Source organism: Mycobacterium sp. SMC-4 (assembly GCF_025263265.1).
Classification (GTDB): Bacteria; Actinomycetota; Actinomycetes; order Mycobacteriales; family Mycobacteriaceae; genus Mycobacterium.
The window spans coordinates 972,581-995,995 of sequence record NZ_CP079869.1 but is presented as its reverse complement, the minus strand read 5'-3'; the positions used below and the strand labels follow the sequence as shown (position 1 = coordinate 995,995).

The following is a 23,415-nucleotide window of genomic DNA, read 5'->3' as shown; positions in this document are numbered from 1 at the left end:
AACGGAGGTCTACCCATGCGCGATGTGGTCGTCGACATCGACATCGTCACCGACGCGGTGGCATTGGCCTGCCGTGCGCCCTCGCTGCACAACAGCCAGCCGTGGCGCTGGGTCTGCGAGGGGCCTACCGTTTCAATTTTCCTCGACGACACGTCGGCGCCGAGGTACACCGACCCCACCGGGCGGGAGCTGGCGATCAGCTGCGGAGCCGCTCTCGACCACTTTCGGGTGGCCATGGCCGCGGCCGGCTGGGTAGGCCACGTCGACCGATTCCCCAACCCCAACAATCGGGATCACCTGGCCGCTGTGGACTTCAGCCCGATGGACTTCGTCACCGAAGGTCATCGACAGCGTGCCGAGGCCATTCGCCGACGGCGCACCGACCGGCTGCCGTTCGCCGAACCGCACGGCTGGGACCTGCTGCTCCCCCGGCTGCGTGAAGCCACTGCGGCCGGTGCGGTGTCGCTGGACATCATCGCCGCCGACGCGCGCCCGGCGCTGGTCCGGGCCTCCGAGCTGACCCGGTCGGCGCGCCGCTATGAGTCCGACTACCACGCCGAACTCGTCGGCTGGACATCTGATATCGCTGTGACACAAGGCATTCCCGCCCCAGCATTGCCGTCGGTCACCGAACGCGAAGCGGTGGGTTTCGGCCGGGACTTCCCGGTGACCGGTCACGACGAACCGGGCAGCGACATCGGCGAGGACCGCGCCAAGGTCGTGGTGCTCTCGACGGCCGACCAGACCCGCGACAGCGCCGTGCGGTGCGGTGAGCTGTTGTCCTCGGTGCTGCTCGACGCGACGCTGGCCGGGCTGGCGACGTGCACGTTGTCGCATCTCACCGAGGTTCCCGAGAGCCGGGAGATCGTCGCATCGCTGACCGGGTCGACCGGTGTCCCGCAGGTGCTGGTGCGGGTGGGGTCGGCACCGGCCACCCGCGATCTGGGTGCACCGACGCCGCGGCGACCCCTGTCAGAGGTGTTGGAACTGCGACGGTGAGCCGATGAGCAGCACCGAACAATCCGGGTAGCCCAGGATCGGATGGCATGCAGGCACCTGGATGTCGGCGAGTTCGGCGGCCTCACGGGTCCCCACCACCGCCAGACCGAGCCCGGGGACACTCCGGTCACCGCGGCAGTACTGCCTGCCGGTGCCGGCCGCGGCCAGCTCGACGTGGACGTCGGGGTAGCGCCGCACCCAGCTGTCGGTGCGCTGGTCGATCAGCCGAACTGTCGCGCCGCGCAGCCGGCCTTCGTGCATCGCCAGGTGGACCAGATCGTCGGTGTGGTCATCATCGGTGAGCACCACCGAGACCACCCCGTCGGTCTGCGCGGTGCCGTCGGCGCGAGTCCGGATGATCGCCACCGGACACTTGGCATGCCCCGCCAGGAACAGTGCGGTGGAACCGAACGCCGGTGCCCCGGCAACCGCGGGCAGTGCCCCGATACAGACCATCGCCGCTTCCGACGAGGCGCGGACAAGCACCTCGCCGGGCGACCCGACCATCGAATCGATCTGCACCTGAAGTGATCTGGGACCGGCATTGACCACGTTCTGCGCCTCGGCCAGAACGGTGTCGGGGCCGCCGCGGTCACCGGCAGTGGCATGGACCAGGCGCAGGCACACATCCCGGGCCACCGCTTCGGCGACCGCCCACCGAACCGCGTTGAGGGCGGCATGCGATCCGTCGACACCGACGATCACCGGGCTAGCTTGCGTTGTTTGCACGTCCACCGTTGTCTGCCAGGTCGTCGAGCTCGCGGTCCCACTCCTGAAACCGGTTGTGTATCAGGCGCAGTCGAACAGCCAGCCACACTGCGACACCGAGTGCCGAAGCCACTAGCCAGAAGCCGAGCGCGCTGCTCACCGCTGCTGCGGCGGCATCCTCACCCGTCAGCGGCGGTCGCGCCCGAACGCCGGACTCGTCGATCCAGATCGGCACCGAGTCACCGGCACTCAACCGAGGCGTGCGGATCTCGTCACTGTGCGTGGTTCCGGCGAATTCCCACTCGACGGCGGTGAGGTAACGCATCTGGTAGGGCTGGGGCGCCGCCCGGCTTTCGGCAACCGCGGTCGCCTCCACCTGCTGCCGGGTCAGTTGCTGCTCGCTGATGGTCACCATCAGACGGTCGTATTCGGCGGTGCCCACGGCCCCGGCCACCGGGATCGCAAGGATGCTCAGCGTGGCCACCAATAGGATCACCGCGGCTTCCATCCGATCGGTGGCGCGGACCAGGGGATTGCGCGCGGCGAGTCGGCGCGCCCAGACGCCGATACCCAGGGTGAAGGTCTGCATGGTGGACTCCGTATCGCCAGTGGTCCGACCTTTCTGATGATTCCGATCATCGTCGGTACCGACCCCACGCGGGGAGGGGCTAAGGTCCCTTCTGGTGAGTTCGTCCCGTCCGCCCCGGCGCCCCCCACCGCACGTGACCGTGCGCGAACTCGACAGTGGCGACTACGACGCCGTGATCCGCCTCGCCAGTGAACTCGACCTCGCCGAACGCTATCTACGATTCCTCACCCGATACCCCACCTACATCGGCCAGTGGGCACTGTCGTTGACCACACCCTCGGACGACGCATGTGCACTCGGGGCGTTCGAGGCCCAGGAACTGATCGGAATCGCCGACTACGTCGAGTCCACCGACGGTGGCTGCGCCGAGGTTGCCGTGGTCGTCGCACACGAGCAGCACCAGCGCGGCATCGGCACGTTGCTGCTCTACGAGCTGGGTCGGCGCGCTCAAGCAGCTGGGCTGCATTGCCTGGTCGGCATGGTTCTCGCCGAGAACTCGCCGATGCTCGAGGTGATCAACGACGCCGGCTGGCCGGTCGATCAGAGACGAGACGGTGACGTCGTGCGGGTGCGCGTCGCGCTCGACAATGCGGGCTCAGGATTGGCGCACCACGACGACCGGGGTGCGCGCGGCCTGGACCACAGTCCAACTGACTGAACCCAGCAGCATGCCGGCGAAGCCACCGCGACCCCGGCTGCCGACGACCAGCAGCTGCGCCTGCTGCGATTCTTCGACCAGCCGGCGGGCAGGATTGTCCTGAACGATGACGCGGCGCACGACGACGTCCGGATAGCGTTGCGCCCACCCGGAAAGCTGCTCACTGAGCTCGGCGCCAGCCTGGGTCGCCAAGTCCTGCACGGCCACATCGACGTAGAAGTCGGCGCGGTTCATCCAGGTGTGCACCGCAACGAGTTCGACTCCTCGCCGAAACGCCTCGTCGAAGGCCAGACCGACGGCAGGTTCGGAGGCCTCGGATGCGTCGACACCGACGACCACCGGCCCGGTGAAGCGCAGTGCCTCGTCGGGCAGGTCTGCGTGAATCACCGCGACCGGACAGTGCGCGTGGTGCACCAGTGCCGCGCTGGTCGAGCCCAGCAGCAGCCGCTCCAGTCCGTTGAGCCCCCGGGAGCCGACGACCACCATGTCGGCAGCCTGAGACAGATCGAGCAGCGTACGCTTGACCGGGCCGGGCAGGATCAGCTCGTCGACGCGGACCGCACGTCGTCCGGCCAACTCCGCGGATGCGAGTTGCGCTGCCGCCTTGACGATCTCGGCGGCCTGCTGGTCACGCTGGGCCGCGTACTCGTCGCTGATCGGCACATCCAGCCACGGACCGATTTCCTCGGTCGGTTCGACATGGGCGACGGTGAGGGGCACCTCACGCAGCGAAGCTTCTCGTGCAGCCCAGCGCAGAGCGCGCTGCGAGGGCGGTGAGCCGTCGACCGCCGCGACGATTCCGTGGATCCTGCCGGACGCGGTCACCGCGGCTATCCCGCCGGGGTGATCACGGCGTAGTCGCCGTCGAAACGCCGATACAGCGCACTGGCCCGGCCCTGTGCGGCATCGATGAAGAACAGAAACGGTAGATCGAGCAGGCCCAGTCGCTCCAGCGCGTCCTGCTCGCGCAGACAGGGAAGCGGGTGGGGACTGATCGTGACCTTCGCCGTGAACGGGGCCACCTCCCCGGCCAGCGCCGGCGCCACCAAAGCCAGCCGATATCCCGTGGGACCGCCGCGGTACACGACTGCCGTGGCACCGGAACCGATCTCGGTGAAGAGATGAAAATCGTAGTCGAGTGTCTCCATGTCGGCGATCGCGTCATCGACGGTGCAGGGCGCCATGGCGAAGGTCTTACGCCGGACGATGCGGGGCTCATCGCCCCCGCGCGGCACCGGCCGTGGCATCCGGTCGAATGTCGCCCCGCCCCGCCACGGTGGCGCTGCGTCGGGCCCCTTCGGCGCTTCCCAGAGCGCGGTGACATGTTCGAGTCTGCGGCGCAGCCGCGCGGCCAATGCGTCGAGGGCTTCCTGCGCCGTATTGGCCTGCACCTGCGCTCGCACCGGCCGGCCGGCGACATCGAGATTGGCCTGCGCGATCACCGGCCGACCGACGGCCAGGTCATGGCTGCGGGTCACGCGGACCCGCGCGTGCGCGATCGGCCGGTGGGCGAAACGGGCGAGGCCGGCGATCTTCTCCCGTGCGTACTCGACGACTCCGGGAGATTCGTCGCGGGCTGTCACGTCGATGGCGAGATCAGGGGACGCTTGGGCTCCGTTGCTCATGGCTCGTTGGTACGCGGTCAATCGCCGGCTGCGTTAGGGCCGAAGGTCCTTGGTGCGACGCGTTCGGCGCTGCGCTCTGCGCGCCGCTTGATGCCCAGCAACATTCCGCGGGTGACGAAGGCCCGGGCCGGCCCGGCCAACTCGGCCAGCGCGACCTCGCCAGGGTGCCGCAACGCCAGCCGCGACCTGATCAACAGTCGGCAACGGTCTTCCCACCGCGGTAACAGATGAAACGACCACACCATTTCCCACGGCAAACGGGGCGGCGCGGCGTGCAGCACGATCGACTCCGGGGCGGTGATCGCGGTGACCGTCAGCTCGACACCGTCGGTCAGGCCGAGCCAGCCGCGCGGGACCAGCCGGACGGAGTCGCCGACCGCGAGGTCCTGCCACTCATGATGGATCCGGTCGGCGTTGCGGTATTGCAGGCCCACTGCGTTTTCGAGCACTTCGAAGCTGTACAGGCCGCCTCGATCCTGTCCCATCTGCACCAGCCAGGGCCACACCTGCTCGGCGGGCGCCTCGATCCAGACCCCCTCGGTGGCCTGCAGCACCGGAGCAGCCACCAGTTCGTCGCCGGCCAGTGTGGCGCCGGACTCTTCCTTGGTGGTCCCCCAGTCACGGAAGTACCTCCTCGCGCCGTACAGCAGCCCGGCAACTGTCAGAACCTTCAGTACGCGGTTGGCCATGAGCTCATCGTCACGCCGGCCGATGGGCGCCCGCTAGGGCCGCTGGTCCTCAACCTGCCTGTGCCGGCGAGCGCGTCCCTTCCGAGTGACTTCCGCCTCTAGCCGCGGCTCCCGATGGGTGGTCGGATGCAAAGAGCAAACACCCGCTGATCTACCGGGAGGAAACATGAACAACGTTGCCGTGCAGCACCATCACCGCTCCGCGTGGCCGGAGGTCTCCGAACTGTTCTCGGGCCTGCCGTCGTGGGCCAGCCTGCGCCCGATGTTCGGCAAGCACCTCATCAAGGTCGAGGACGACGTCAAGGACGGCAGCTACGTCCTGCAGGCCGAGATCCCCGGAGTCGACCCGGAAAACGACGTCGAGATCACCGTCCGCGACGGTGTGTTGACCATCAAGGCCGAACGCAGCGAGAAGAAGGAATCCAACGGCCGCTCGGAGTTCTCCTACGGCTCGTTCACCCGCGCCGTGACACTGCCCGCCGGGGCCGACGAGGACGGCATCAAAGCCAGCTACGACAGAGGGATTCTGCAGGTGTCGGTGCCGCTGAAGGAGTCCGAAAGCCCGGAGAAACGCATCCCGGTCGAACCGGCGAGCTGACCGGGCCGAGGGCGGCAGATATGGGCACCCAACGGCCACTGCTGGCCGACATCATGGCCGTGATCGGCATCGCGGCGCTCTACCACGCCCACGTGCGCCCGTGGATGTTTCGCTGGGGCGCCCGTGACGACGAGGTCGCCGCCCACCTACCTGGCGACGAGTTGGTCGACCCGCGGGGACCGCGGACCACCCGAGCGGTGACCATCGACGCATCGCCCGGCGAGGTGTGGCCGTGGCTGGCCCAGATCGGTGAGGACCGTGCCGGCTTCTACAGCTACTCCGTCCTGGAGCGCGCGGCGCTGGCCGACATCCACAACGCTTCGGCGATCCACCCGGAATGGCAGCAGATCGAGGTGGGCGACACGGTGTGGCTGGCCCGACGATACGGGCCGCGGGCCCGCCAGATCGTCGCCGCCGTCGAACCGCGGTCACATCTGGTGCTCGTCTCCCCCGCTGATTACGAACGCCTTCAGCGCGGCGAGAAGGCCTCCGGCTGTTGGTCTTTCACGTTACGCAGGGAGGTCGGCTGGACCCGGCTGGTGGTGCGCGGAAGCGGCGGACCGGTCGGTCGCTTCTGGTTCGACATCCCGCATTTCGTGATGGAGCAGAAGATGATGCGCGGTATTGCCGACCGGGCCCAACGAGCACGCCGGCAGGTGATCGCCGCCAGCATCGCGCGCCATCCCTCGCACGCGCCGCCCGATCGGCCACGCACCACCAGCACCGGGCGGTGACACCGACCGATTTCGGCTGGACAGCCCGCGCATACTGGAGGCGATGACTGGATCGCAGCCCCAGCCCCGCAAACCCGTGATCTTGACCGTGGACGACGACCCGGCGGTGTCGCGCGCCGTTGCCCGCGACCTGCGCAGGCATTACGGCGAGAAGTTCCGCATCGTGCGCGCAGAGTCGGGCCCCGATGCACTGGAGACGCTCAACGAGTTGAAGCTTCGGGGCGAGACCGTGGCGGTGTTCGTCGCCGACTACCGGATGCCGCAGATGAGCGGCATCGAGTTCCTCGAGGCGGCGATGGACATCTTCCCGATGGCCCGCCGGGTGCTGCTGACCGCCTACGCCGACACCCACGCCGCGATCGACGCGATCAATGTCGTCGACCTCGACCACTACCTGCTCAAGCCGTGGGATCCGCCGCAGGAGAAGCTGTATCCGGTGATCGATGCGCTGATCGACGCCTGGCGGTCCACCGGGGACCGGGCCATCCCGCACACCAAGATCATCGGACATCCGTGGAATGCCCGATCCTCGGAAGTGCGCGAATTCCTGGCCCGAAACCGGCTGTACTACACCTGGTTCCGTTCCGATGAGCCGCGAGGTGCGCAGCTGCTGGAGGCGGCCGGCCAGGACGGGATGACGTTGCCGGTGATCATCACCGAACAAGGTGAGACGCTCGTCGACCCCAGCGACGCCGAGTTGGCCGCCACGCTCGGGCTGAGCACCGCCCCGTCCGGGGATTTCTATGACCTCGTCGTGATCGGTGGTGGCCCGGCGGGACTGGCGGCCGCGGTCTACGGCGCCTCGGAAGGTCTCAAAACGGTGCTCATCGAGCGCACCGCAACCGGTGGTCAGGCCGGCCAGAGCTCGCGCATCGAGAACTACCTGGGCTTCCCCGACGGTCTGTCGGGGGCACAGCTGGCCGAGCGGGCCCGCCGGCAGGCCGAGAAGTTCGCCGCCGAGCTGATCACCGCGGCCGAAGTGGTCCGGCTCGCCGTGGACGGCAACGCGCGCACGGTGCACCTGTCCGACGGACGCGCCATCGGGGCGCGCGCGGTGATCCTGGCGATGGGCGTCGAGTACCGGCAGCTGGCCGCCGAAGGCTGCGCTGACCTGACCGGAGCCGGCGTGTACTACGGCGCGACAGCATCGGTGGCCGCCGACTGCGACGACGACGAGGTGTATGTCATCGGCGGCGCGAATTCGGCAGGGCAGGCCGCGATGTATCTGGCGCGGACCGCGAAATCGGTGACGATCGTCAGCCGGCGCACCCTGGAGGACTCCATGTCGCACTACCTGATCCAGCAGATCAGGAGCCAGCACAACATCCGGGAGATGCCGCACACCGTGGTGCACGCGGTCAAGGGCGACGGCCACCTTGAGGGCATCTGCCTGGAGAACACCCAGACCGGGGTACGCGAGGAAACCACCTGCGGTCGGATGTTCATCTTCATCGGCGCCGAGCCGCGCACCGAGTGGCTCGACGGCGTGGTGGTGCGCGATCAGCACGGCTTCATCCTGGCCGGACCGGACTTGCGCGATGTCAGCGGCTGGACGCTGGACCGCCCGCCACACCATCTGGAGTCCAGCGTGCCCGGGGTGTTCGTCGCCGGTGACGTCCGTGCGGATTCGGCCAAACGAGTCGCCGCAGCCGTCGGCGAGGGTTCGATGGCGGTCATGCTGGTGCACCGCTATCTGGCCGAGACGTAGCCGCCGGTGTCGGAATCAACCCTGGGCGATCCACGTTGTATTACGTCACTTCGTGTGTAGGAAGGACCCGCCATGGGTGAGAAGTGTCTGCCCGAGGAACTGCGTAGCCTGTTCCTGTTCGAAGCACTGACCGACGAGCAACTCGCGACGCTGTGCGCCAACGGCCACATTCAGACGTTCGAGCCCGGCCCCGTCCACACCGAAGGCGATCCGGCGACCTGCTTCTACGTGCTGATCGACGGTGAACTGGTGATGTCCAAGCGCTCCGGCGGCGTCGACATCGAGACCAACCGGACCTCGCAACGCGGGGTTTACTGCGGCGCCTGGTCGGCCTACATACCCGGCGAGGAGCACGTCTACCAGGCCTCAGTGCGCGTGACGCGCCTGTCGCGGTTCTTCGTGCTCGACGCCGAGGCCTTCGCGGAGTTCATGCAGAAGGAGTTCCCGATGGCTGTGCACCTGCTGGAGGGGCACATGGTCGGCGGGCTGCGCCAACGTCAGATCCTGGGTCAGCGGGAGAAGCTGCTGGCCCTCGGCCAGCTCTCGGCGGGCCTGACCCATCAGCTCAACAACCCCGCTGGTGCCACCGCGCGGGCGGTGGCCGACCTGCGTGAAGGCGTCGGCAAGATGCGGCACAAGCTGGCGATGCTCGCCGACGGCAAGTTCACCCCGGCCGCGCTGAAGGTTCTGGTCAGCATCCAGGACGAGGTCGCCGAACAGGTCGCGAAGTCGAAGTCGCAGGAGCTCTCGGCGCTGGAGACCTCCGACCGCGAGGACCAGATCGGTGACTGGCTCGATACCCACGGCATCTCCGCGGCTTGGGATTATGCCCCGACGTTCGTCGAGGCCGGGCTTGACGTCGACTGGCTGGAGCGGGTGGCCGCCTCGATCGACGATGTCGACTGCTCGGCGACGCTGCCTGGCGCGATCGGCTGGCTGAAGTACACCATCGACAACGAATTGCTGATGAACCAGATCGCCGAGGCGAGCAAGCGCATCTCGGCGTTGCTGGCCGGCGCCAAACAATATTCGCAGATGGACCGCGCCGAGTATCAGAGCGCGAATGTCCACGAACTGCTCTACAGCACCGTCAAGACGATCTTCGGAGACAAGGTCGGCAAGGACAACGCGGTCGCCCTGGTGTGGGACAAGGATCCGGCGCTACCGGAGCTGCAGTGCTACCCCGGTGATCTCAACCAGGTGTGGACCAACCTGATCGACAACGCAATCCAGGCGATGGACGGCCACGGCACACTGACCATCCGGACCCGCCGCCAGGACAACGACGGCGGCGTGGTCGTCGAGATCGGTGACAACGGCCCGGGCATCCCCGAGGACATCATCGACCGGATCTTCACCCCGTTCTTCACCACCAAACCGTTCGGCGAGGGCACCGGACTGGGCCTGGACCTTGCGTGGCGCATCGTCGTGGAGAAACACCACGGTCACCTGACGGTGCAGTCCCAGCCCGGCGACACCCGGTTCATCGTCTCGCTGCCCTGGCAGGCCCCGGCCCCGCACACCCCGACCGGCGGTTCGACGGTCAAGACGGCACGAAATGGGTAGTGACCCCGTTGGGGTGAACTGACCGAAAGGATGGCAATGACCGAGGGCGTATCGCTCAAACCGGCGCTGGGACGCTTCGGGGTGTGGACCCCCAGCCCGGTCACACCGGACCAGGCCGCGGCAATCGAGAAACTCGGGTACGGGACCGTGTGGGTCGGCGCGTCGCCGGCAGCCGACCTCTCCTTCGTCGAACCGATCCTCGAAGCCACCGAGAACCTCCAGGTAGCCACCGGGATCGTCAACATCTGGACCGCCGACGCAAAAGAGGTCGCCGCGTCCTACCACCGCATCGAGGACTCCTTCGCCGGCCGGTTCGTCCTCGGCGTCGGTGTCGGGCACCCCGAACACACCGCGCAGTACACCAAGCCGTACCAGGCACTCAACGACTACCTCGACGCGCTCGACGCGGCCAAGGTTCCGACCAGTCGGCGGGTGATCGCCGCGCTCGGCCCCAAGGTGCTGCACTTGGCAGCACAGCGCGCCGCGGGCGCCCACCCGTACCTGACCACCCCGGTGCACACCGGGCAGGCCCGCGAGCTGGTCGGCCCGACGGTACTGCTGGCCCCTGAACACAAAGTGGTGCTCACCAATGACAGTGCAAAGGCCCGGGAGGTGGGGCGCGCGGCGGTCGACTTCTATCTGGGTCTGTCGAACTACGTCAACAACTGGAAGCGGCTCGGCTTCACCGAGGAGGATCTCGAACACCCGGGTACCGACCGATTCATCGACGCGGTGGTGGCCTACGGCACCCCGGAGGACATCGCGGCGCGGCTCACCGAGCACCTGCAGGCCGGCGGCGACCATGTCGCTATCCAGGTTCTCGGCGGTCCCGACGAGCTGATGTCGACGCTGGAGGAGCTGGCCGGACCACTGGGCACCACCGGCTGACCGGTCACGCGCTAGGGTTCCATGCATGCGGTTGCTGGTAACCGGCGGCGCGGGATTCATCGGCGCGAACTTCGTCCACGCCACCGTGCGGGAACGCCCCGACGTCGAGGTGACGGTGCTCGATTCGCTCACCTACGCCGGCACCCGTGAGTCGCTGACCCCGGTCGAGGATGCCATCCGGCTGGTACAGGGCGACGTCACCGACGACGCGCTGGTTGCACAGCTGGTTGCCGACGCCGACGCGGTGGTGCACTTCGCCGCCGAGACCCACGTCGACAATGCACTCGCTGATCCCGAACCCTTCGTCCGGTCCAACGTGGTCGGCACGTTCACGGTGCTGGAAGCGGTGCGGCACGCGTCGGCCGAGAAAGGTGTTCGGCTGCATCACATCTCCACCGACGAGGTGTACGGGGATCTGCCGCTCGATGAGCCGACTCGGTTCACCGACTCCACGCCCTACAACCCGTCGAGCCCCTATTCGGCGACCAAGGCCGCTGCCGACATGCTGGTCCGTGCCTGGGTGCGCTCCTACGGCGTGGCCGCGACGATCTCGAACTGCTCGAACAACTATGGCCCCTACCAGCACGTGGAGAAGTTCATTCCACGCCAAATCACCAATGTGCTCACCGGTCGGCGCCCCAAGCTCTACGGCACCGGAGCCAACGTCCGGGACTGGATCCACGTCGAGGACCACAACAGCGCGGTGTGGCGCATCCTTCTCGACGGCCAGGTCGGCCGCACGTATCTCATCGGCGCCGACGGTGAACAGGACAACCTCACCGTGCTGCGCACCATCCTGGCACTGATGGACCGCTCCCCCGACGACTTCGACCACGTCACCGACCGAGCCGGCCACGACCTGCGCTACGCGATCGACCCCGCGCCGCTGCGTGAGGAACTCGGCTGGAAACCTGAGCACACCGATTTCGAGGCCGGCTTGCGGGAGACCATCGACTGGTACCGGGCCAACCAATCCTGGTGGGCACCAATCAAAGACGCGGTGGAATCGAAGTACGCCGAGCGGCAGCGATGACAGCCCGCGCGCTGTCGGTGCCCGGCGCCTGGGAACTGACACCGGTGGTGCACTCCGATGCCCGCGGCTGCTTTCATGAGTGGTTCACCGAGGCGGAGTTCACCGAGCTGACCGGGCATCGGCTGCAGTTGCGGCAGGCAAACTGCTCGGTGTCGCACGCCGGGGTGCTGCGCGGCGTGCATTTCGCCCAACTACCGCCCGGCCAGGCGAAGTACGTAACCTGCGCCCGGGGTGCTGTCCTGGACGTCGTGGTCGACATCCGGGTCGGGTCTCCCAGTTTCGGTCAGTGGGATGCGGTCCGACTCGATGATCGCGCCCATCGTTCGGTGTATCTCAGCGAGGGTCTCGGCCACGCGTTCCTTGCCCTGGAGGACCATTCGACGGTGACCTACCTGTGCTCGGCCCCATACGACCCGGCCCGCGAGCACACCGTCAATGCGTTGGACCCAGTGCTGGCGATCGACTGGCCTTACGACGGCGAGTTGATCCTGTCCGAGCGCGACCGGGCCGCCCCCACCCTCGCCGAGGCGCAAGCGGTCGGACTGCTGCCGCGCTGGGATGAGGCCACGGCATTCGTCGAAGGCCTGCGCGAGCGCTGATTACGGCACCACCGGAGGGCAGGCGCTGTATCAGGGCGGCAGCAGCATGTCCTGCCACGACCTGTCTCCCGTTGCGCCTACCGCCAGGTCCGATTGAGTCGAGCGCCGACCGTCGGGACCGGTGTAACTCCCGGTCGCCGGATCGTAAGCGGCGGCCGGCAGCGCCGGCGGCGCGGGGGATGCGGGCTGAGGCGGCAACTGCGGGACAGGCTGCCCTGACAAGGTGGCATTCGGGTCGCCCTTCCAGTTCAGGCCGTCGTTGAGCGGCACGTACTGTTCGTCGCTCTTACACATCGCGACCGTCGGTGCACGCTTGCCCGGCACACTCGCACACGGTGTGTTGCGGGCACCCCGCACATTGAACTGCGATTCCTGGGGCACACGGCAATACAGGTCGCCTTCAGGGCGGTCAGGAGCATCCTCGAGGATCGCCGAACGCTGCTGCTGTGGAGGCAGGAACCCGGTGGTGCACGGCGGCGGCAGATTGATGTTCAGGTTGAAACTCAGATACTGGCCCTTGTAGTCCTGTCTGGTGTCGTGGTTGGCCACCAGTCCCGCCTGCGCCGCAGACACCACCTGCGGAAACAGCACCAAGAGCTGTTCGATGTTGTCGTGATAGGTGACCGCCACCTGTCCGACGCTGACCAGGTTGGCCAGCAGGATCGGCAGCGTCGGGCTGACCCGGTCGATGAGCGCACGCACCGCGTCGGTGGCCGCGGCGCCGCCGTCCAGTACGCGGGCGACGGATCGATCGTGTGTCTGAAGCTGTGTGGTCACCGAGGCGACCTGGGACGCCCACGCAGCGATAGCCTCCGAGGTGTTGGTCTGCGAATCCAGCACGGGCTGTGCCTGATCGATCAATCTGATCAACGGATCGAGATGTTTGCGCGCCTCGATCGCGAGATCTGTTGATCCATCGACGATCCGGGATAGCTCGGGACCGAGCCCGCCGACCGCGAGATAGGACTCGTCGATGACGGTCTTGAGGTTGTCGCGCGGAATGGCCCGCAGTCCGGCGTTGGCTTCGGCCAGAAGTGTGTTGATGTCCGGTGGCACCGACGTGTCGGTGAGCGCGATGACGTCACCGTCGCGCAGTGGTGGGGCATCCCCGGAGTGTGGCATCAGAGCTACGTACTGCTCGCCGATCGCCGATTGGCTGTGTACTTCGGCACGCAGATCGGAGGGGATGTCGATACCGCTTTTCAGCGACAACACCGCCTCGACGCCGGCCCGTGTCAACCGCACGTCCTCGACCCGGCCAACCTCAGTGCCGCGGTAGGTCACGTTACCGCCGCTGTACAGGCCGCCGGTCTGTGGCAACTCCATGATGACGGTGTAGCGACCGACCCCGAACAACTTGGCTGGGAGCTTCATGAAGTGCAGGCCCATCGATCCCATTGCCACCAATGCGATCAGGGTGAAGACCACCAGTTGGATCTGCATTCGCCTGTCCAGTCGCACTACGGCCCCTGATCCCATCGGTATGGCACGGTCAACGGGTTGGCGCGGGTGTAGGGACTGGGAAACTGTCCGATCGTGCGACCCCACTGCAGCTCCAGCTCGGTCAAATCACCTTCCCACCGGGTCCCGGTGAACATGCCCGCATCGATCCGGCTGAAGGTAAGGTCGGCGATCGCAGTGAGGTTGGCATAGTCACCGCGCTGCCACTTCTCGATCGTCTCGTTGGGGAACGGGAAGGTCAGGATGTACGACAGCGCCCGAGTAATGCTTGGCCCGGCGTTGGCCAGCGACTCCAGCACCGGGCCGATATCGTCGAGTTCCTTGACCAGGTTGTCCTTGGTCTTGTTGATCGAATCTACCGTCAATGCACTGAAATCGCCGAACTGGTCCGCGGCTTCGACGAGGTTGTCGCGCCGCCCATTGATGACGGCCAGCGCGTCAGGGATGGTCTGCAGGGCGTGGTCAAGCACCGGCCGTTGTGCCGCGAATTGCCCGACCAGGTTGTTGAGGCTTTCGGTGGCGGCGATGACGTCGCCGGTCTGGTCGTTGAGGTTACGGGTGAAGGTCTCCAGCTGACCGATCATGCTGCGCAGGTCCTGTTCGCGGCCACGAAATGCCGTGGCGAGCGCGGTGGTGATGTCCTGCACCTGGCCCAGCCCGCCCCCGTTGAGCACCACCGACAGCGCCGCCAATGTCTGCTCGGTGCTGGGGAATGCGTCACCATGCGACAGAGGAATGAGCGAACCCTCGCCGATCCTGCCCTTCGGGGCGGCATCGGTCGGCGGCGCCAACTCAATGTGCAATGACCCCAACAGGCTGGTCAGACCTATTGTGGCGGTGGCATTTTCCGGTAGCTGGACATCGGCGTCGAGTCGCATCGTCAGCAACGCGTGCCAGCCTTGGCGCTCGATCTTGGTTACCGTGCCGACGTCGACATCGTCCACGCGGACCCGCGAGTTCGGCTGAATGTTGTTGACGTCGGGCAGCTGCGCCTGGATCACGAATGATCCGGGGCCACGACCCGCCGTGCCCGGCATCGGCAACGAGTTCAGTCCCTGCCACCTCCCACAACCGCCCACCGAGACCGCAATGGCGATCGTCAACCAAACTGCCACGATTCGCCGCCACCGCACGTGCGTCATGAGCCACCTCCGCTGGCGGGCAGCATCATTCCCGACAGGCCGGCTGCGGGATCCGTTGCGATCGCCGGCGGCGACAGGTCGGCAGGCGGCACAAAATCGGGCCGCATCCGGTCCTCGCTGTAGGTGACCTCGTTGGGCCTGGCCTGCGTTCCCACCAACAGGTTCTCACCGATCGGCGGAAAGTTGTACTGCCGATTCTTGACGATCGGGGCCAGGTATTGCACACACAGCTTCGCCGACTGCTCGGCGCCGCGCCGAGAGGCCGCCTGAATTGCGCCACAGAGAAAGCTGATCGGGTTCGCGAAGTTGTTGACAGCCAGCGCGCCGGTCAGCGCGCCGTTGGCCGGCTCGAAGATGTTGGAGAAGTTTGCCAATGTGCCCGGGGCGATGTGCAGTGTCTGCTCGATGTCGTCGAGACTCGCGACCAACACGTCGCTTATCGATGCCAGCTTGTCGCCGGCGGTGCCGATGACTTCTCGATTGTCGTCGGCGAAGTCTTGCACATCACCGATGACCGCACCGACATCCTCGACCGTGCGCGCGACCTTCTGGGGGTCGTCGGCAATCAGCGATGTCACCGCCGCCATGTTGCCGTTGAGCTGCTCGAGCAGGTCGGCGCTGTCGTGCAGCGCAGAAACCAGTATCGACAGGTTGGTGAACGTCGAGAAGATGTCGGAGCTGTGCTCCCCCAACGTCGCCAGCGCATTGGAGAGCCTGATGACCGTCTCGCGGATGTCGGCACCCTGTCCGCGCAGGTTGTCGGCCGCGGTGTTGATCACCGCGCCCAGGCTGCTGGTACCGCCTGGCCTGGTCGGTTGAAGCATTCTGGTCAAGCGCTGCAGTTGGATCCGGATGTCGTCCCACTCCACGGGGACGGCGGTGCGCTCTTGCGGAATCACCGCGCCGCTCGCCATGGTTGCCCCGCCGGCATATACCGGCGTCAGCTGTATCGCCCGACCGGTCACCAGTTGTGGCGAGAGGATCACCGCCTTGGCGTCGGCCGGTATCGGATGGTGGTGGTGTACCCAGAAGGTGATCTTGGCGCGGGTTGGTTGTGGCTCGACGTGTTCCACGCGTCCCACCGGCACGCCGAGGATGCGCACGTCGTCACCGGCGAACAACCCATTGCTGTTCTCGAAATACGCTGTCAGCCAAGTTTTCCCGATCCTGTCAGAGTGTCGTGCCACCAACACCACCCCGGCGATGAGTGTCAGGGCCAGCATGGTCGCCAGCGCCGGACGTAGCCAGCGCGGCCCGGTCATGGCTGCCCCGATTCCGAAGGCGCGGTACCGGACAATGCGGGTGTACCCGGCGGAGGACCGCCCGGCGGCGGAGCCGGCAGCGGTTCGCGGTACGGATAGCGCGGATCACCCGGGTTGCCGGTGATCGCATCGGGCAGGGTCAGATGCGGCTCCCCGCCCTGCCCGGTGCGCGGGAAGGGCACCGGCAACCCCGGCGTGCCCGGCTGGCCTGTCGGTGGATCTGTCAGCTGCGACGGAAGCAACACGTTGGGGTCGAGGCCGAGGTCTGAGAACGCGGCATCGACGAACGGCTGTACGAACTGTCCCGGAAGCAGGTTGACCACATAGGCCTTGAAGAACGGCCCGGATGACAAGGATTCGCCGAGCGACATGGCGTATTTGTTGAGCAGTTTGACCGCTTCCTGCAGCCGATCCTTGCGGTTGTCCAGGATCGCCATGACGCCGTTGAGTTTCTCCAGTGCGGGTCGCAGTTGGTGCTGGTTCTCGGCGATGAACCCCTTCAATTGTGCTGCGGCCGAGGAGATATTGATCCAGATCTGACTCACCGCGTCGGCCTGGGTGCGTAGCTGCGCCAACAGCGCGTTGGTGGCAGCGACCAGCCGGGCAACCTGGTCACTGCGGTGGGCCAGAACCCCCGTTACCTTTGCCGCGTTGTCGAGCAGCGTACGCAACTGCGCGTCCCGGTCGTTGAGCGACTGGGCGAATCGGGCGACACCGTGCACCGCGTCTCGCAGCTCGTCGGGGGTGTCGGTGAAGGTCTCCGACAGCGTCGACAACGAATCCGAAAGTTGATCTGTGTCGAGCCCGCTGATGGTGTCGGCGAGGTCGCCGAGCGCCTCGGGCAGTTGGTAGGGCGACGTGGTCCGCTCCATCGGAATGGGCCCGTCGAGCTCGCCTTGGCCCTGCGGAAGGACGGCAAGCATCTTGGTGCCCAGCAAGCTCTTCGTCTTGATCGCGGCCTCGGTCGCCTCGCCCACCCGGATGTTCTTGTCGATGCGGAAGCCCACCAGCACCACTTCCCCATCGAGTTCGATCGACGACACCTTGCCCGCCGGATAACCGGAGACCTCCACGGTGGCCCCGGTCAACAGACCACCGGCGTCGGCGAACTGCGCCGAATAGCTCCTGACCTGATTGACCAGCGGAAGTTTCTGGTACTGCAGTGCGCCGACGACAACGGCGGAGACGATCAGCACACCGACGGCCCCAATCACCAGCGGGCTGCGTTCCGTGAAGGACCTCATTTCGGTGCGCACCGCCCCGAAACCTGTTCGGCGATCTTGACATACACCGGCTGGCCACCTTTCCCGTTGAGCTTGAGCACGATGTCGCACAGGTAGAAGCTGAAGAAGTCACCATTGATGCCCTGCCGGCCCAACGCCCGATACTTGTCCGGCAGGGTGTTGAGGAGATTGTCGAGGTAGTCGTGATCGGCCACCGCGATGGCGGCGGCGCGATCCGTTTCGCGGACGATCTTCGCGAACGGTCGGCGAGATTGGGCCAACAGGTCGGCCACCGAGCCAGCCGCGGCATCGGTGTAGGCCAGAGCCGTGGAAAGGTCGACCTTGCGCTCGGCGAGCCCCTGCACCAGTTCCGACAACGAGGTCACCGCCAGATCGAGGCGTTCGGTTTGACTACCCAGCGATCCCAGTACCACGTTGAGGTTGTCGATGACCTGACCGATGAGCACGTCACGGTCGGCCAGCGTGTTGGTCACCAGGGCCGCCTGTTGCAGGAATGACCCGATGGTCGGGCCTTGGCCTTGCAGAGCCGAGATCAACTGTCCACTCAGCGTATTGACCTGCTCTGCATCGAGCACCCGGAAAAGCGGTCTGAACCCGCCGATGACAGAGTCCAAGTCGAGGGCGGGCTGCGTGCGCGCGACCGGGATCGTGCCGCCGGGCTGCAGCAGGCGCAAGCCGCCGGCGCCCTCCTCGAGCGCCAGATAACGGCCGCCGATCACGTTGTCGTAGCGGACGGCCACGCGGGTGCCCTCGGTGAGGATCACCGAATCGTCGGTGGCGAACTCCACGCGGACGGTCGAATCCTGGTTGAAGGAGATGTCCTGGATCGTGCCGACCTCCACACCCGCGATGCGCACCATGTCGTCGCTCTTCAGACCGGACACATTGGTGAATTCGGCGAAGTACCGCTTACCACCGCCGAATCGGAAGTCGGCGAACACCACCAGCAACGCGAACGTCCCGACGGCGCACACCGTCAGGAAGACCAACAGGCGCCACGCCGCACCCTTGAAGTCGTCCTTCACGATGTCGTCTCCTGCACTCGATACGATCTGCTCATCGGGCCGGTGGCATTCCCGGCCACAGTGGCACCCCACCTGGGCCGTACAGCGCCGCCCCATAGGGCGGCGCCCCCGGGTACGGGATCGGCCCCGGCGCAGGCCCGGGCAGGCACTGCCGGATGCTCGCCGGCTCGGGGTTCGCCCGGGTCACGGGAAGGTAGTTGGCCCAACATGGTCGTCCTATACCGGGATTCGGCCGAATGTCCAGACCCGTTCCCCAACCGGTGTTCGTGATGAGCTGACGAACCGGGAAGTTCTTGGTGGCATCCGGGAGTGACCCGCAGCCGGGTTTCCCACCGGGGCCGCCCTTGGCGGCAATGACCGGCAGGTGGTTCGGAAACTCGTACGGGTCGTTACCGAACAACAGGCCGACATCGAGCTGAATCGAACGGCCGTTGTCGCCGCCCCAGGCGTCGTATCCACCGTTCTCCAGAAACCACGTCGCGCCCTGTAACCAACACGCGTAAACCGGGCTGTACTTGTTCAGCAGTCCGGTCGTGGACTCCAGCGTGCCGACCAGGTCCACCAGGCTGTCCTTGCTGACCGCCAGCAATTCGGTTCCGGATCGCGCCAAACCGGTGGTGTTGAGCAGCAGGGCATCTAGATCATCTGCCTGCTCGACTACGGTCCTGCTGGTGGTGCTCGCATCGGAAAGGATGGTCACGATGTCAGAGGCGACCGCGGAGTAGGTGTCGTTGAAACGTTTGAAGGACCGCCAGTCCTGGCGGATCGTCTCGTTCCGTTCGTTGAGCGCGGTGAGCACCACGTTCAAGTCGGTGGTGGCCTTCCCCATCCGTTCACCTTTGCCACGCACTGCCTCGGCCAGGGCGGTCAGCACCGCGTTGACCTTCGACGGGTCGACCATCTTCAGGAGGTCGGACAGATTCTCGAAAATGGTGTTGACCTCGGTGCTGACGTTGATCGCCTGCAGCACTGCCCCCTCGGCCAGCGAAGCCGGGCTGGGGTCCGACGGATACACCAGGTCGACGAATTTCGCGCCGAACGCTGTCGTGACCTGGATCTGCGCCTGCACGTTGGCCGGAATGAACTGGATCTGGTCCGGATCGATGCCCAGTTCCAGCTTGGCCCGACCGTCACCGCCGCTGATGCTTTGGACGCGACCCACCTCGACGCCGCGCAACTTGACCTTGGCGCCGGCCTCCATCACCAGTCCGGACCGTTCCGACGTCAAAGTAACTGGTACGTAGGATCGGAACGTACCGCTGTAGACACTGGCGGTGACGGCGAGAAATGCGGCGATGACCGCCAGCAGAATCGCCGTCCACCATGCGTTGTGAATGCGGGCTTCACCGCTGCGTGGCCGCATGTCAACCCGCCAGATTGAAATTGCCCGACTGACCGTAGACGGCCAGTGAGATCATCACGATTTCGACCGCTGCGACGACCATCGATGTGCGGACCGCACGGCCCACCGCCTCGCCGACGCCTGCGGGACCGCCGGACGCGGTGAACCCGTAGTAGGTGTGCACGAGCATGATGACGACCGTCATGGCCACGCATTGGAAGAAGGACCAGATCAGGTCGGTCGGGTTGAGAAACGTCCCGAAGTAATGGTCGTAAACGCCTGAACCCTGGCCGTATATCACGGTGGTGCCGAACCGCGCCGCGAAGAAGGCCATCATCACAGCCACGCAGTAGAGCGGGATGACGACGATCACCCCGGCGAGGACACGGGTCGCAGCGAGGTAGGTGGTGCTGCGGATTCCGATCACCTCGAGCGCATCGATCTCTTCGTTGATTCGCATGGCGCCCAACTGGGCGGTCGCGCCCGCACCGATGGTGGCCGACAACGCCACCGAAGTCGTGCCGGGCACGATCAGCCGGACATTGAAGAAGGCCGACGCGAATCCGGTCAGCGCCTCGAAACCCACTGAGGAAAGCTGGTTGTAGCCCTGCACCGCAACCAGAGCGCCCGTCGTCATGGTCAAGAATCCGACGATCGCGACGGTGCCGCCGACGACGGCCAAAGCCCCGCTGCCCAGTCCCATTTGGGCGATCAATCGCAGCAACTCGGTACGATAGTGGGTGAGGGCGTCGGGAATCGCCGCCAACGTGCTCGCGTAGAACCGCGCCTGTCCACCGACGCGGTTCCAGCCGCCGACAAACCCTTCGACCAGATGTGCCGGTCGCCCGAAGGGCTTGCTCGGTGTGCTGACGGTCATGGTTGTCGCCTCACGACACCGTGAACTGGATGCCCACAGCGGTCACGATGACGTTGATCGCGAACAACACCATGAAGGTGAACACCACCGTCTCGTTGACTGCATTCCCCACGCCCGCGGGTCCGCCTTGCACGTAAACCCCCTTGTAGCAGGCGATCAGCCCGGCAGCCAAGCCGAACAACGTGGCCTTGGCCAGGGAGACGACGACATCCCCGGCTCCGGTGAGCAGCGTCAGTCCCGAGATGAATGCTCCCGCTGAGACATGCTGAATGTACACGCAGAAGACGAAGGCACCCGCCAGGCCGACAATGATGACCGAGGCGGCCAAGGCCAGGGCCACGGTGGTCGCGGCCAGCACGCGGGGTACCACCAACGCTTGAATAGGGTTGATACCCATGACCCGAAGCGCGTCGAGTTCCTCGCGGATGGTACGGGCGCCGAGATCTGCGCACATCGCCGTTGCGCCGGCACCGGATACTACCAACACCGTCACGATCGGACCGATCTGGTTCACCGTGCCGATGGCTGCGCCCGTTCCCGAGAAGTCCTTCGCGCCAAACTCATTGAGCAAGATGTTGAACGTGAACACGAGCAGTACCGAGTACGGCATGGTCAACATCAGCGCCGGCAGTACCGATACCCGCGCGACGAACCAGGTCTGGATGACGTACTCGCGCCACGCGAATGGCCGCTTGAACATCAAGACGAAAGTGTCCAGCGACATCGCGAAGAAGCCGCCGAGCACACGGATCGGCTTGGTCACCGTCTGCGCAGTCATCACCATCGTGGCGCGCCGGCCAGATGCACAGTCATGCGGGCAGCACCTGAAGGGCACCCGAAGGGCACAGTCCGACGGCCAGCCGGACCCGCGCCTGGATGTCGTCGGGCACCCCTGCGCGCATGAGAACGACCGAGCCGCCGGCATCCTGGTCGAAGAACTCCCCGGCGGTCATCACGCACATGCCGGCGGACATACAGACCTCTCGGTCGGCGATGATCCTCATCGGCTGAACGCTTCGGCGGTCAGCGCCGAGTTCATGAAGTCGCGGAAGTACAGCCAGCGTCCGTCCCGGAGGGTGATGATATGCGCGAATTCGGACTGCCATTCGTATCCGGTGTCGAGCCTTCGAAAGCGCTGCCGTCCCCAGACCGCGAGGTCGTCGCCCTGTGCGATGAACTTCCACGGTTCCATCTCGACGATCGAGATGGCCTGTCCGACCTTGGCGAAGAACGTCATCGCTTCGGTGATGCCGTGGTAATCACCGGCATACGGAATCATCGCAGTACCGTAGTAGGTGATCCGCACGTCGGGATCGAGGTGCCGCAGCGCCGTGTTCAGGTCGCCTGCCGGCACGGCGGCATAGATGGCCTTCGTCGCTTCGATATTTCGGTCCTGCTCGGCGATGGCGGTCATGACAGGCGCAGGGGAAGACGGACGTACGCGTGGGTCAGCAGACTGGCGGTCTGCTTGGTGCCGGGATCGTCGCTCAACGCGATGTGTTGATAGCGGTCGAGCACCGCGTTGAGCATCGTCGTCACCTCCAACCGGGCCAAGGAGGACCCGAGGCAGAAATGCAGGCCGTGGCCGAGCGAGAGTTGCTTGCGCAGATTCGGTCGATCGATGTCCAGCCGCGACGGGTCGGGAAATACCGCTGGGTCACGATTGGCCGAACCGAAGAACAGCGCCACCCAGTCGCCGGCACGGATCATCTTGCCCCCCACCTCGACATCGCGGGTGGCTATCCGGAACAGCCGCTGCGGGGGTCCGTCGAGTCGCATGGTCTCTTCGATGAAGACCGTCAGCAGTGCCCGGTCGGCGCGCAGGCGCGCAGCGACCTCCGGTTCGCGCGCAAGCGCATGCAACAGATTGCCGATCAGAAACGTCGTGGTCTCGCTGCCGGCGACCACCAGCGTGACGCAGAATCGAACGATCTCCTCTGGAGTCAGCCGTTGACCGTCGACCTCGGCGCGCAACAGCGCCGAGATGAGGTCCTCGGCGTCGTCGATGTCTTCGCTGGTCTCCTGCGCTGCAATGCGGGCGGTGTGCTCGGCCAGGCGAGCGGCGAAGGTCGCGACCATCTCTTGATTGCTCGCCATCCGTTCTTCTGGCGTCAGCGACGACGACAACATGAACGCGTTGGCCCACCTGCGGAACCGCACGTGGTCACCTTCGGGCAGACCCAGCAGGCGCACCATGGCCCTAGTGGGAATCTCGGCCGCGAACGTCATCACGTCCACCTCGCCCTCGCCGAGGTCATCGAGCAGGCGCGGAATCAGCTCCCCCAGCCAGCCTTCCAGCCGTTTGATGCGACGCGGAGAGAATGCTTGGCTGACCAACTTCCGTTCCACCTCGTGTTTGGGGGGATCCGTATTGACCAGCATCAGGCTCGGCGCAGAAGACGCCTCTTGCAGCGGATCTCGCGACGAGAACGTGGCGCTGTCGCGCGCAGCGTCGAAGACCTGGTCGTAACGGAACAGCGCCCACGCGGTGACGGGTTGGTCGGCTCCCGGCACGGTTCCCGGCGGCCAGTCTCGATAGCCGGCTACCGGAGACTGGCTGCGCAGCTGATCGTAGAGCGGGTAAGGGTTGGCGATGCCCTCAGGCGTGGTCAACATCTCGAGCGCCGAAACAGTGGTAGATGACATGTCCGTCAGCCTCTGCGAAGCA

General features: G+C 66.0%; 25 protein-coding genes. 9 read left to right on the top strand and 16 right to left on the bottom strand.

Annotated features, from left to right (window positions below):
- Positions 1-15: 15 nt before the first annotated feature.
- A complete protein-coding gene (locus KXD98_RS04795; protein ID WP_260762120.1) occupies positions 16-999 on the top strand; it encodes an Acg family FMN-binding oxidoreductase in 984 nt (327 codons plus the stop codon).
- Here the strand turns inward: KXD98_RS04795 and KXD98_RS04790 are convergent.
- Positions 973-1,704 carry a universal stress protein gene (locus KXD98_RS04790; RefSeq protein ID WP_260762119.1) on the bottom strand — a complete coding sequence of 244 codons (732 nt, stop codon included), beginning with the start codon at positions 1,702-1,704 and terminating at the stop codon, positions 973-975. The two genes, KXD98_RS04795 and KXD98_RS04790, sit on opposite strands and share 27 nt — an antisense overlap.
- 4 nt (positions 1,705-1,708) lie before the next feature.
- Positions 1,709-2,296 carry a hypothetical protein gene (locus KXD98_RS04785; RefSeq protein WP_260762118.1) on the bottom strand — a complete coding sequence of 196 codons (588 nt, stop codon included), beginning with the start codon at positions 2,294-2,296 and terminating at the stop codon, positions 1,709-1,711.
- Between the two features lie 94 nt (positions 2,297-2,390).
- On the opposite strand from KXD98_RS04785, the gene KXD98_RS04780 reads away from it, so the two are divergent.
- Positions 2,391-2,954 carry a GNAT family N-acetyltransferase gene (locus tag KXD98_RS04780; protein WP_260762117.1) on the top strand — a complete coding sequence of 188 codons (564 nt, stop codon included), beginning with the start codon at positions 2,391-2,393 and terminating at the stop codon, positions 2,952-2,954.
- Here KXD98_RS04780 and KXD98_RS04775 read toward each other — a convergent pair.
- The 3 genes from KXD98_RS04775 to KXD98_RS04765 are packed head-to-tail and all read right to left on the bottom strand — an operon-like array spanning position 2,892 to position 5,268.
- On the bottom strand, positions 2,892-3,779 hold the full coding sequence (locus KXD98_RS04775; protein WP_260762115.1) for a universal stress protein: 888 nt from the start codon (positions 3,777-3,779) through the stop codon (positions 2,892-2,894). The two genes, KXD98_RS04780 and KXD98_RS04775, sit on opposite strands and share 63 nt — an antisense overlap.
- 5 nt (positions 3,780-3,784) lie before the next feature.
- Positions 3,785-4,579 (bottom strand): sigma 54 modulation/S30EA ribosomal C-terminal domain-containing protein, encoded by a 795-nt coding sequence (locus KXD98_RS04770; protein ID WP_260762114.1) that lies wholly within the window; start codon positions 4,577-4,579, stop codon positions 3,785-3,787.
- A 17-nt stretch (positions 4,580-4,596) separates the two neighbouring features.
- On the bottom strand, positions 4,597-5,268 hold the full coding sequence (locus KXD98_RS04765) for an SRPBCC family protein (protein WP_260762113.1): 672 nt from the start codon (positions 5,266-5,268) through the stop codon (positions 4,597-4,599).
- Positions 5,269-5,434: 166 nt separating this feature from the next.
- On the opposite strand from KXD98_RS04765, the gene KXD98_RS04760 reads away from it, so the two are divergent.
- The 7 genes from KXD98_RS04760 to KXD98_RS04730 all read left to right on the top strand — a co-directional run bounded on the left by KXD98_RS04760 (position 5,435) and on the right by KXD98_RS04730 (position 12,394).
- Positions 5,435-5,866, top strand: a complete 432-nt coding sequence (locus KXD98_RS04760; RefSeq protein WP_260762112.1) for an Hsp20/alpha crystallin family protein — start codon at positions 5,435-5,437, stop codon at positions 5,864-5,866.
- A 20-nt stretch (positions 5,867-5,886) separates the two neighbouring features.
- Entirely contained in the window at positions 5,887-6,600 is a 714-nt protein-coding gene (locus tag KXD98_RS04755; RefSeq protein ID WP_260762111.1) for a hypothetical protein, read from the top strand.
- A 43-nt stretch (positions 6,601-6,643) separates the two neighbouring features.
- Positions 6,644-8,308, top strand: coding sequence for an FAD-dependent oxidoreductase (locus KXD98_RS04750; protein WP_260762110.1), 1,665 nt, complete (start codon positions 6,644-6,646; stop codon positions 8,306-8,308).
- 72 nt (positions 8,309-8,380) lie between these two features.
- Positions 8,381-9,874 carry an ATP-binding protein gene (locus tag KXD98_RS04745; protein WP_260762109.1) on the top strand — a complete coding sequence of 498 codons (1,494 nt, stop codon included), beginning with the start codon at positions 8,381-8,383 and terminating at the stop codon, positions 9,872-9,874.
- Between the two features lie 30 nt (positions 9,875-9,904).
- Positions 9,905-10,762 carry an LLM class F420-dependent oxidoreductase gene (locus KXD98_RS04740; protein WP_260762108.1) on the top strand — a complete coding sequence of 286 codons (858 nt, stop codon included), beginning with the start codon at positions 9,905-9,907 and terminating at the stop codon, positions 10,760-10,762.
- A gap of 25 nt (positions 10,763-10,787) precedes the next feature.
- Complete coding sequence (gene rfbB, locus KXD98_RS04735) at positions 10,788-11,795, top strand: dTDP-glucose 4,6-dehydratase (RefSeq protein ID WP_260762107.1); 1,008 nt, start codon at positions 10,788-10,790, stop codon at positions 11,793-11,795.
- Entirely contained in the window at positions 11,792-12,394 is a 603-nt protein-coding gene (locus KXD98_RS04730; protein WP_260762106.1) for a dTDP-4-dehydrorhamnose 3,5-epimerase family protein, read from the top strand. Before rfbB ends, KXD98_RS04730 begins: the two co-directional genes overlap by 4 nt.
- A 30-nt stretch (positions 12,395-12,424) precedes the next feature.
- Here the strand turns inward: KXD98_RS04730 and KXD98_RS04725 are convergent, their stop codons facing one another.
- From KXD98_RS04725 to KXD98_RS04675, 11 genes are read right to left on the bottom strand one after another with little or no spacing between them, the layout of a single operon-like run.
- Complete coding sequence (locus KXD98_RS04725; RefSeq protein ID WP_260762105.1) at positions 12,425-13,855, bottom strand: MCE family protein; 1,431 nt, start codon at positions 13,853-13,855, stop codon at positions 12,425-12,427.
- Positions 13,855-14,997 carry a virulence factor Mce family protein gene (locus KXD98_RS04720; protein WP_313901270.1) on the bottom strand — a complete coding sequence of 381 codons (1,143 nt, stop codon included), beginning with the start codon at positions 14,995-14,997 and terminating at the stop codon, positions 13,855-13,857. Before KXD98_RS04720 ends, KXD98_RS04725 begins: the two co-directional genes overlap by 1 nt.
- A complete protein-coding gene (locus KXD98_RS04715) occupies positions 14,994-16,259 on the bottom strand; it encodes an MCE family protein (RefSeq protein WP_260762104.1) in 1,266 nt (421 codons plus the stop codon). Before KXD98_RS04715 ends, KXD98_RS04720 begins: the two co-directional genes overlap by 4 nt.
- Complete coding sequence (locus tag KXD98_RS04710; protein WP_260762103.1) at positions 16,256-17,503, bottom strand: MCE family protein; 1,248 nt, start codon at positions 17,501-17,503, stop codon at positions 16,256-16,258. Before KXD98_RS04710 ends, KXD98_RS04715 begins: the two co-directional genes overlap by 4 nt.
- Entirely contained in the window at positions 17,500-18,528 is a 1,029-nt protein-coding gene (locus KXD98_RS04705; RefSeq protein ID WP_260762102.1) for an MCE family protein, read from the bottom strand. The genes KXD98_RS04710 and KXD98_RS04705 overlap by 4 nt, the downstream gene beginning before the upstream one ends.
- Positions 18,529-18,559: 31 nt before the next feature.
- A complete protein-coding gene (locus KXD98_RS04700) occupies positions 18,560-19,891 on the bottom strand; it encodes an MCE family protein (protein WP_260762101.1) in 1,332 nt (443 codons plus the stop codon).
- A gap of 1 nt (position 19,892) precedes the next feature.
- The gene (locus tag KXD98_RS04695; protein ID WP_260762100.1) at positions 19,893-20,747 is read right to left on the bottom strand and encodes an ABC transporter permease; all 855 of its coding nucleotides are present in this window, start codon (positions 20,745-20,747) and stop codon (positions 19,893-19,895) included.
- A 10-nt stretch (positions 20,748-20,757) separates the two neighbouring features.
- A complete protein-coding gene (locus tag KXD98_RS04690) occupies positions 20,758-21,531 on the bottom strand; it encodes an ABC transporter permease (RefSeq protein WP_260762099.1) in 774 nt (257 codons plus the stop codon).
- Positions 21,532-21,556: 25 nt separating this feature from the next.
- Entirely contained in the window at positions 21,557-21,751 is a 195-nt protein-coding gene (locus tag KXD98_RS04685; RefSeq protein ID WP_260762098.1) for a ferredoxin, read from the bottom strand.
- Positions 21,748-22,161 carry a nuclear transport factor 2 family protein gene (locus tag KXD98_RS04680; RefSeq protein WP_260762097.1) on the bottom strand — a complete coding sequence of 138 codons (414 nt, stop codon included), beginning with the start codon at positions 22,159-22,161 and terminating at the stop codon, positions 21,748-21,750. Before KXD98_RS04680 ends, KXD98_RS04685 begins: the two co-directional genes overlap by 4 nt.
- Positions 22,158-23,393: a cytochrome P450 gene (locus KXD98_RS04675; RefSeq protein ID WP_260762096.1), complete on the bottom strand. Its 1,236-nt coding sequence runs from the start codon at positions 23,391-23,393 to the stop codon at positions 22,158-22,160. Before KXD98_RS04675 ends, KXD98_RS04680 begins: the two co-directional genes overlap by 4 nt.
- Positions 23,394-23,415: the final 22 nt, after the last annotated feature.

What these genes read in the sequence shown, in the direction of transcription:
- KXD98_RS04740 (WP_260762108.1), top strand. Translation starts at nt 9,905, where the DNA reads ATGGCAATGACCGAGGGCGTATCGCTCAAACCGGCGCTGGGACGCTTC.
- KXD98_RS04695 (WP_260762100.1), bottom strand. Translation starts at nt 20,747, where the DNA reads ATGACCGTCAGCACACCGAGCAAGCCCTTCGGGCGACCGGCACATCTG.
- KXD98_RS04685 (WP_260762098.1), bottom strand. Translation starts at nt 21,751, where the DNA reads ATGAGGATCATCGCCGACCGAGAGGTCTGTATGTCCGCCGGCATGTGC.
- KXD98_RS04765 (WP_260762113.1), bottom strand. Translation starts at nt 5,268, where the DNA reads ATGGCCAACCGCGTACTGAAGGTTCTGACAGTTGCCGGGCTGCTGTAC.
- rfbB (WP_260762107.1), top strand. Translation starts at nt 10,788, where the DNA reads ATGCGGTTGCTGGTAACCGGCGGCGCGGGATTCATCGGCGCGAACTTC.
- KXD98_RS04720 (WP_313901270.1), bottom strand. Translation starts at nt 14,997, where the DNA reads ATGACGCACGTGCGGTGGCGGCGAATCGTGGCAGTTTGGTTGACGATC.
- KXD98_RS04730 (WP_260762106.1), top strand. Translation starts at nt 11,792, where the DNA reads ATGACAGCCCGCGCGCTGTCGGTGCCCGGCGCCTGGGAACTGACACCG.
- KXD98_RS04750 (WP_260762110.1), top strand. Translation starts at nt 6,644, where the DNA reads ATGACTGGATCGCAGCCCCAGCCCCGCAAACCCGTGATCTTGACCGTG.
- KXD98_RS04715 (WP_260762104.1), bottom strand. Translation starts at nt 16,259, where the DNA reads ATGACCGGGCCGCGCTGGCTACGTCCGGCGCTGGCGACCATGCTGGCC.
- KXD98_RS04680 (WP_260762097.1), bottom strand. Translation starts at nt 22,161, where the DNA reads ATGACCGCCATCGCCGAGCAGGACCGAAATATCGAAGCGACGAAGGCC.
- KXD98_RS04710 (WP_260762103.1), bottom strand. Translation starts at nt 17,503, where the DNA reads ATGAGGTCCTTCACGGAACGCAGCCCGCTGGTGATTGGGGCCGTCGGT.
- KXD98_RS04700 (WP_260762101.1), bottom strand. Translation starts at nt 19,891, where the DNA reads ATGCGGCCACGCAGCGGTGAAGCCCGCATTCACAACGCATGGTGGACG.
- KXD98_RS04770 (WP_260762114.1), bottom strand. Translation starts at nt 4,579, where the DNA reads ATGAGCAACGGAGCCCAAGCGTCCCCTGATCTCGCCATCGACGTGACA.
- KXD98_RS04785 (WP_260762118.1), bottom strand. Translation starts at nt 2,296, where the DNA reads ATGCAGACCTTCACCCTGGGTATCGGCGTCTGGGCGCGCCGACTCGCC.
- KXD98_RS04745 (WP_260762109.1), top strand. Translation starts at nt 8,381, where the DNA reads ATGGGTGAGAAGTGTCTGCCCGAGGAACTGCGTAGCCTGTTCCTGTTC.
- KXD98_RS04755 (WP_260762111.1), top strand. Translation starts at nt 5,887, where the DNA reads ATGGGCACCCAACGGCCACTGCTGGCCGACATCATGGCCGTGATCGGC.
- KXD98_RS04690 (WP_260762099.1), bottom strand. Translation starts at nt 21,531, where the DNA reads ATGGTGATGACTGCGCAGACGGTGACCAAGCCGATCCGTGTGCTCGGC.
- KXD98_RS04760 (WP_260762112.1), top strand. Translation starts at nt 5,435, where the DNA reads ATGAACAACGTTGCCGTGCAGCACCATCACCGCTCCGCGTGGCCGGAG.
- KXD98_RS04795 (WP_260762120.1), top strand. Translation starts at nt 16, where the DNA reads ATGCGCGATGTGGTCGTCGACATCGACATCGTCACCGACGCGGTGGCA.
- KXD98_RS04675 (WP_260762096.1), bottom strand. Translation starts at nt 23,393, where the DNA reads ATGTCATCTACCACTGTTTCGGCGCTCGAGATGTTGACCACGCCTGAG.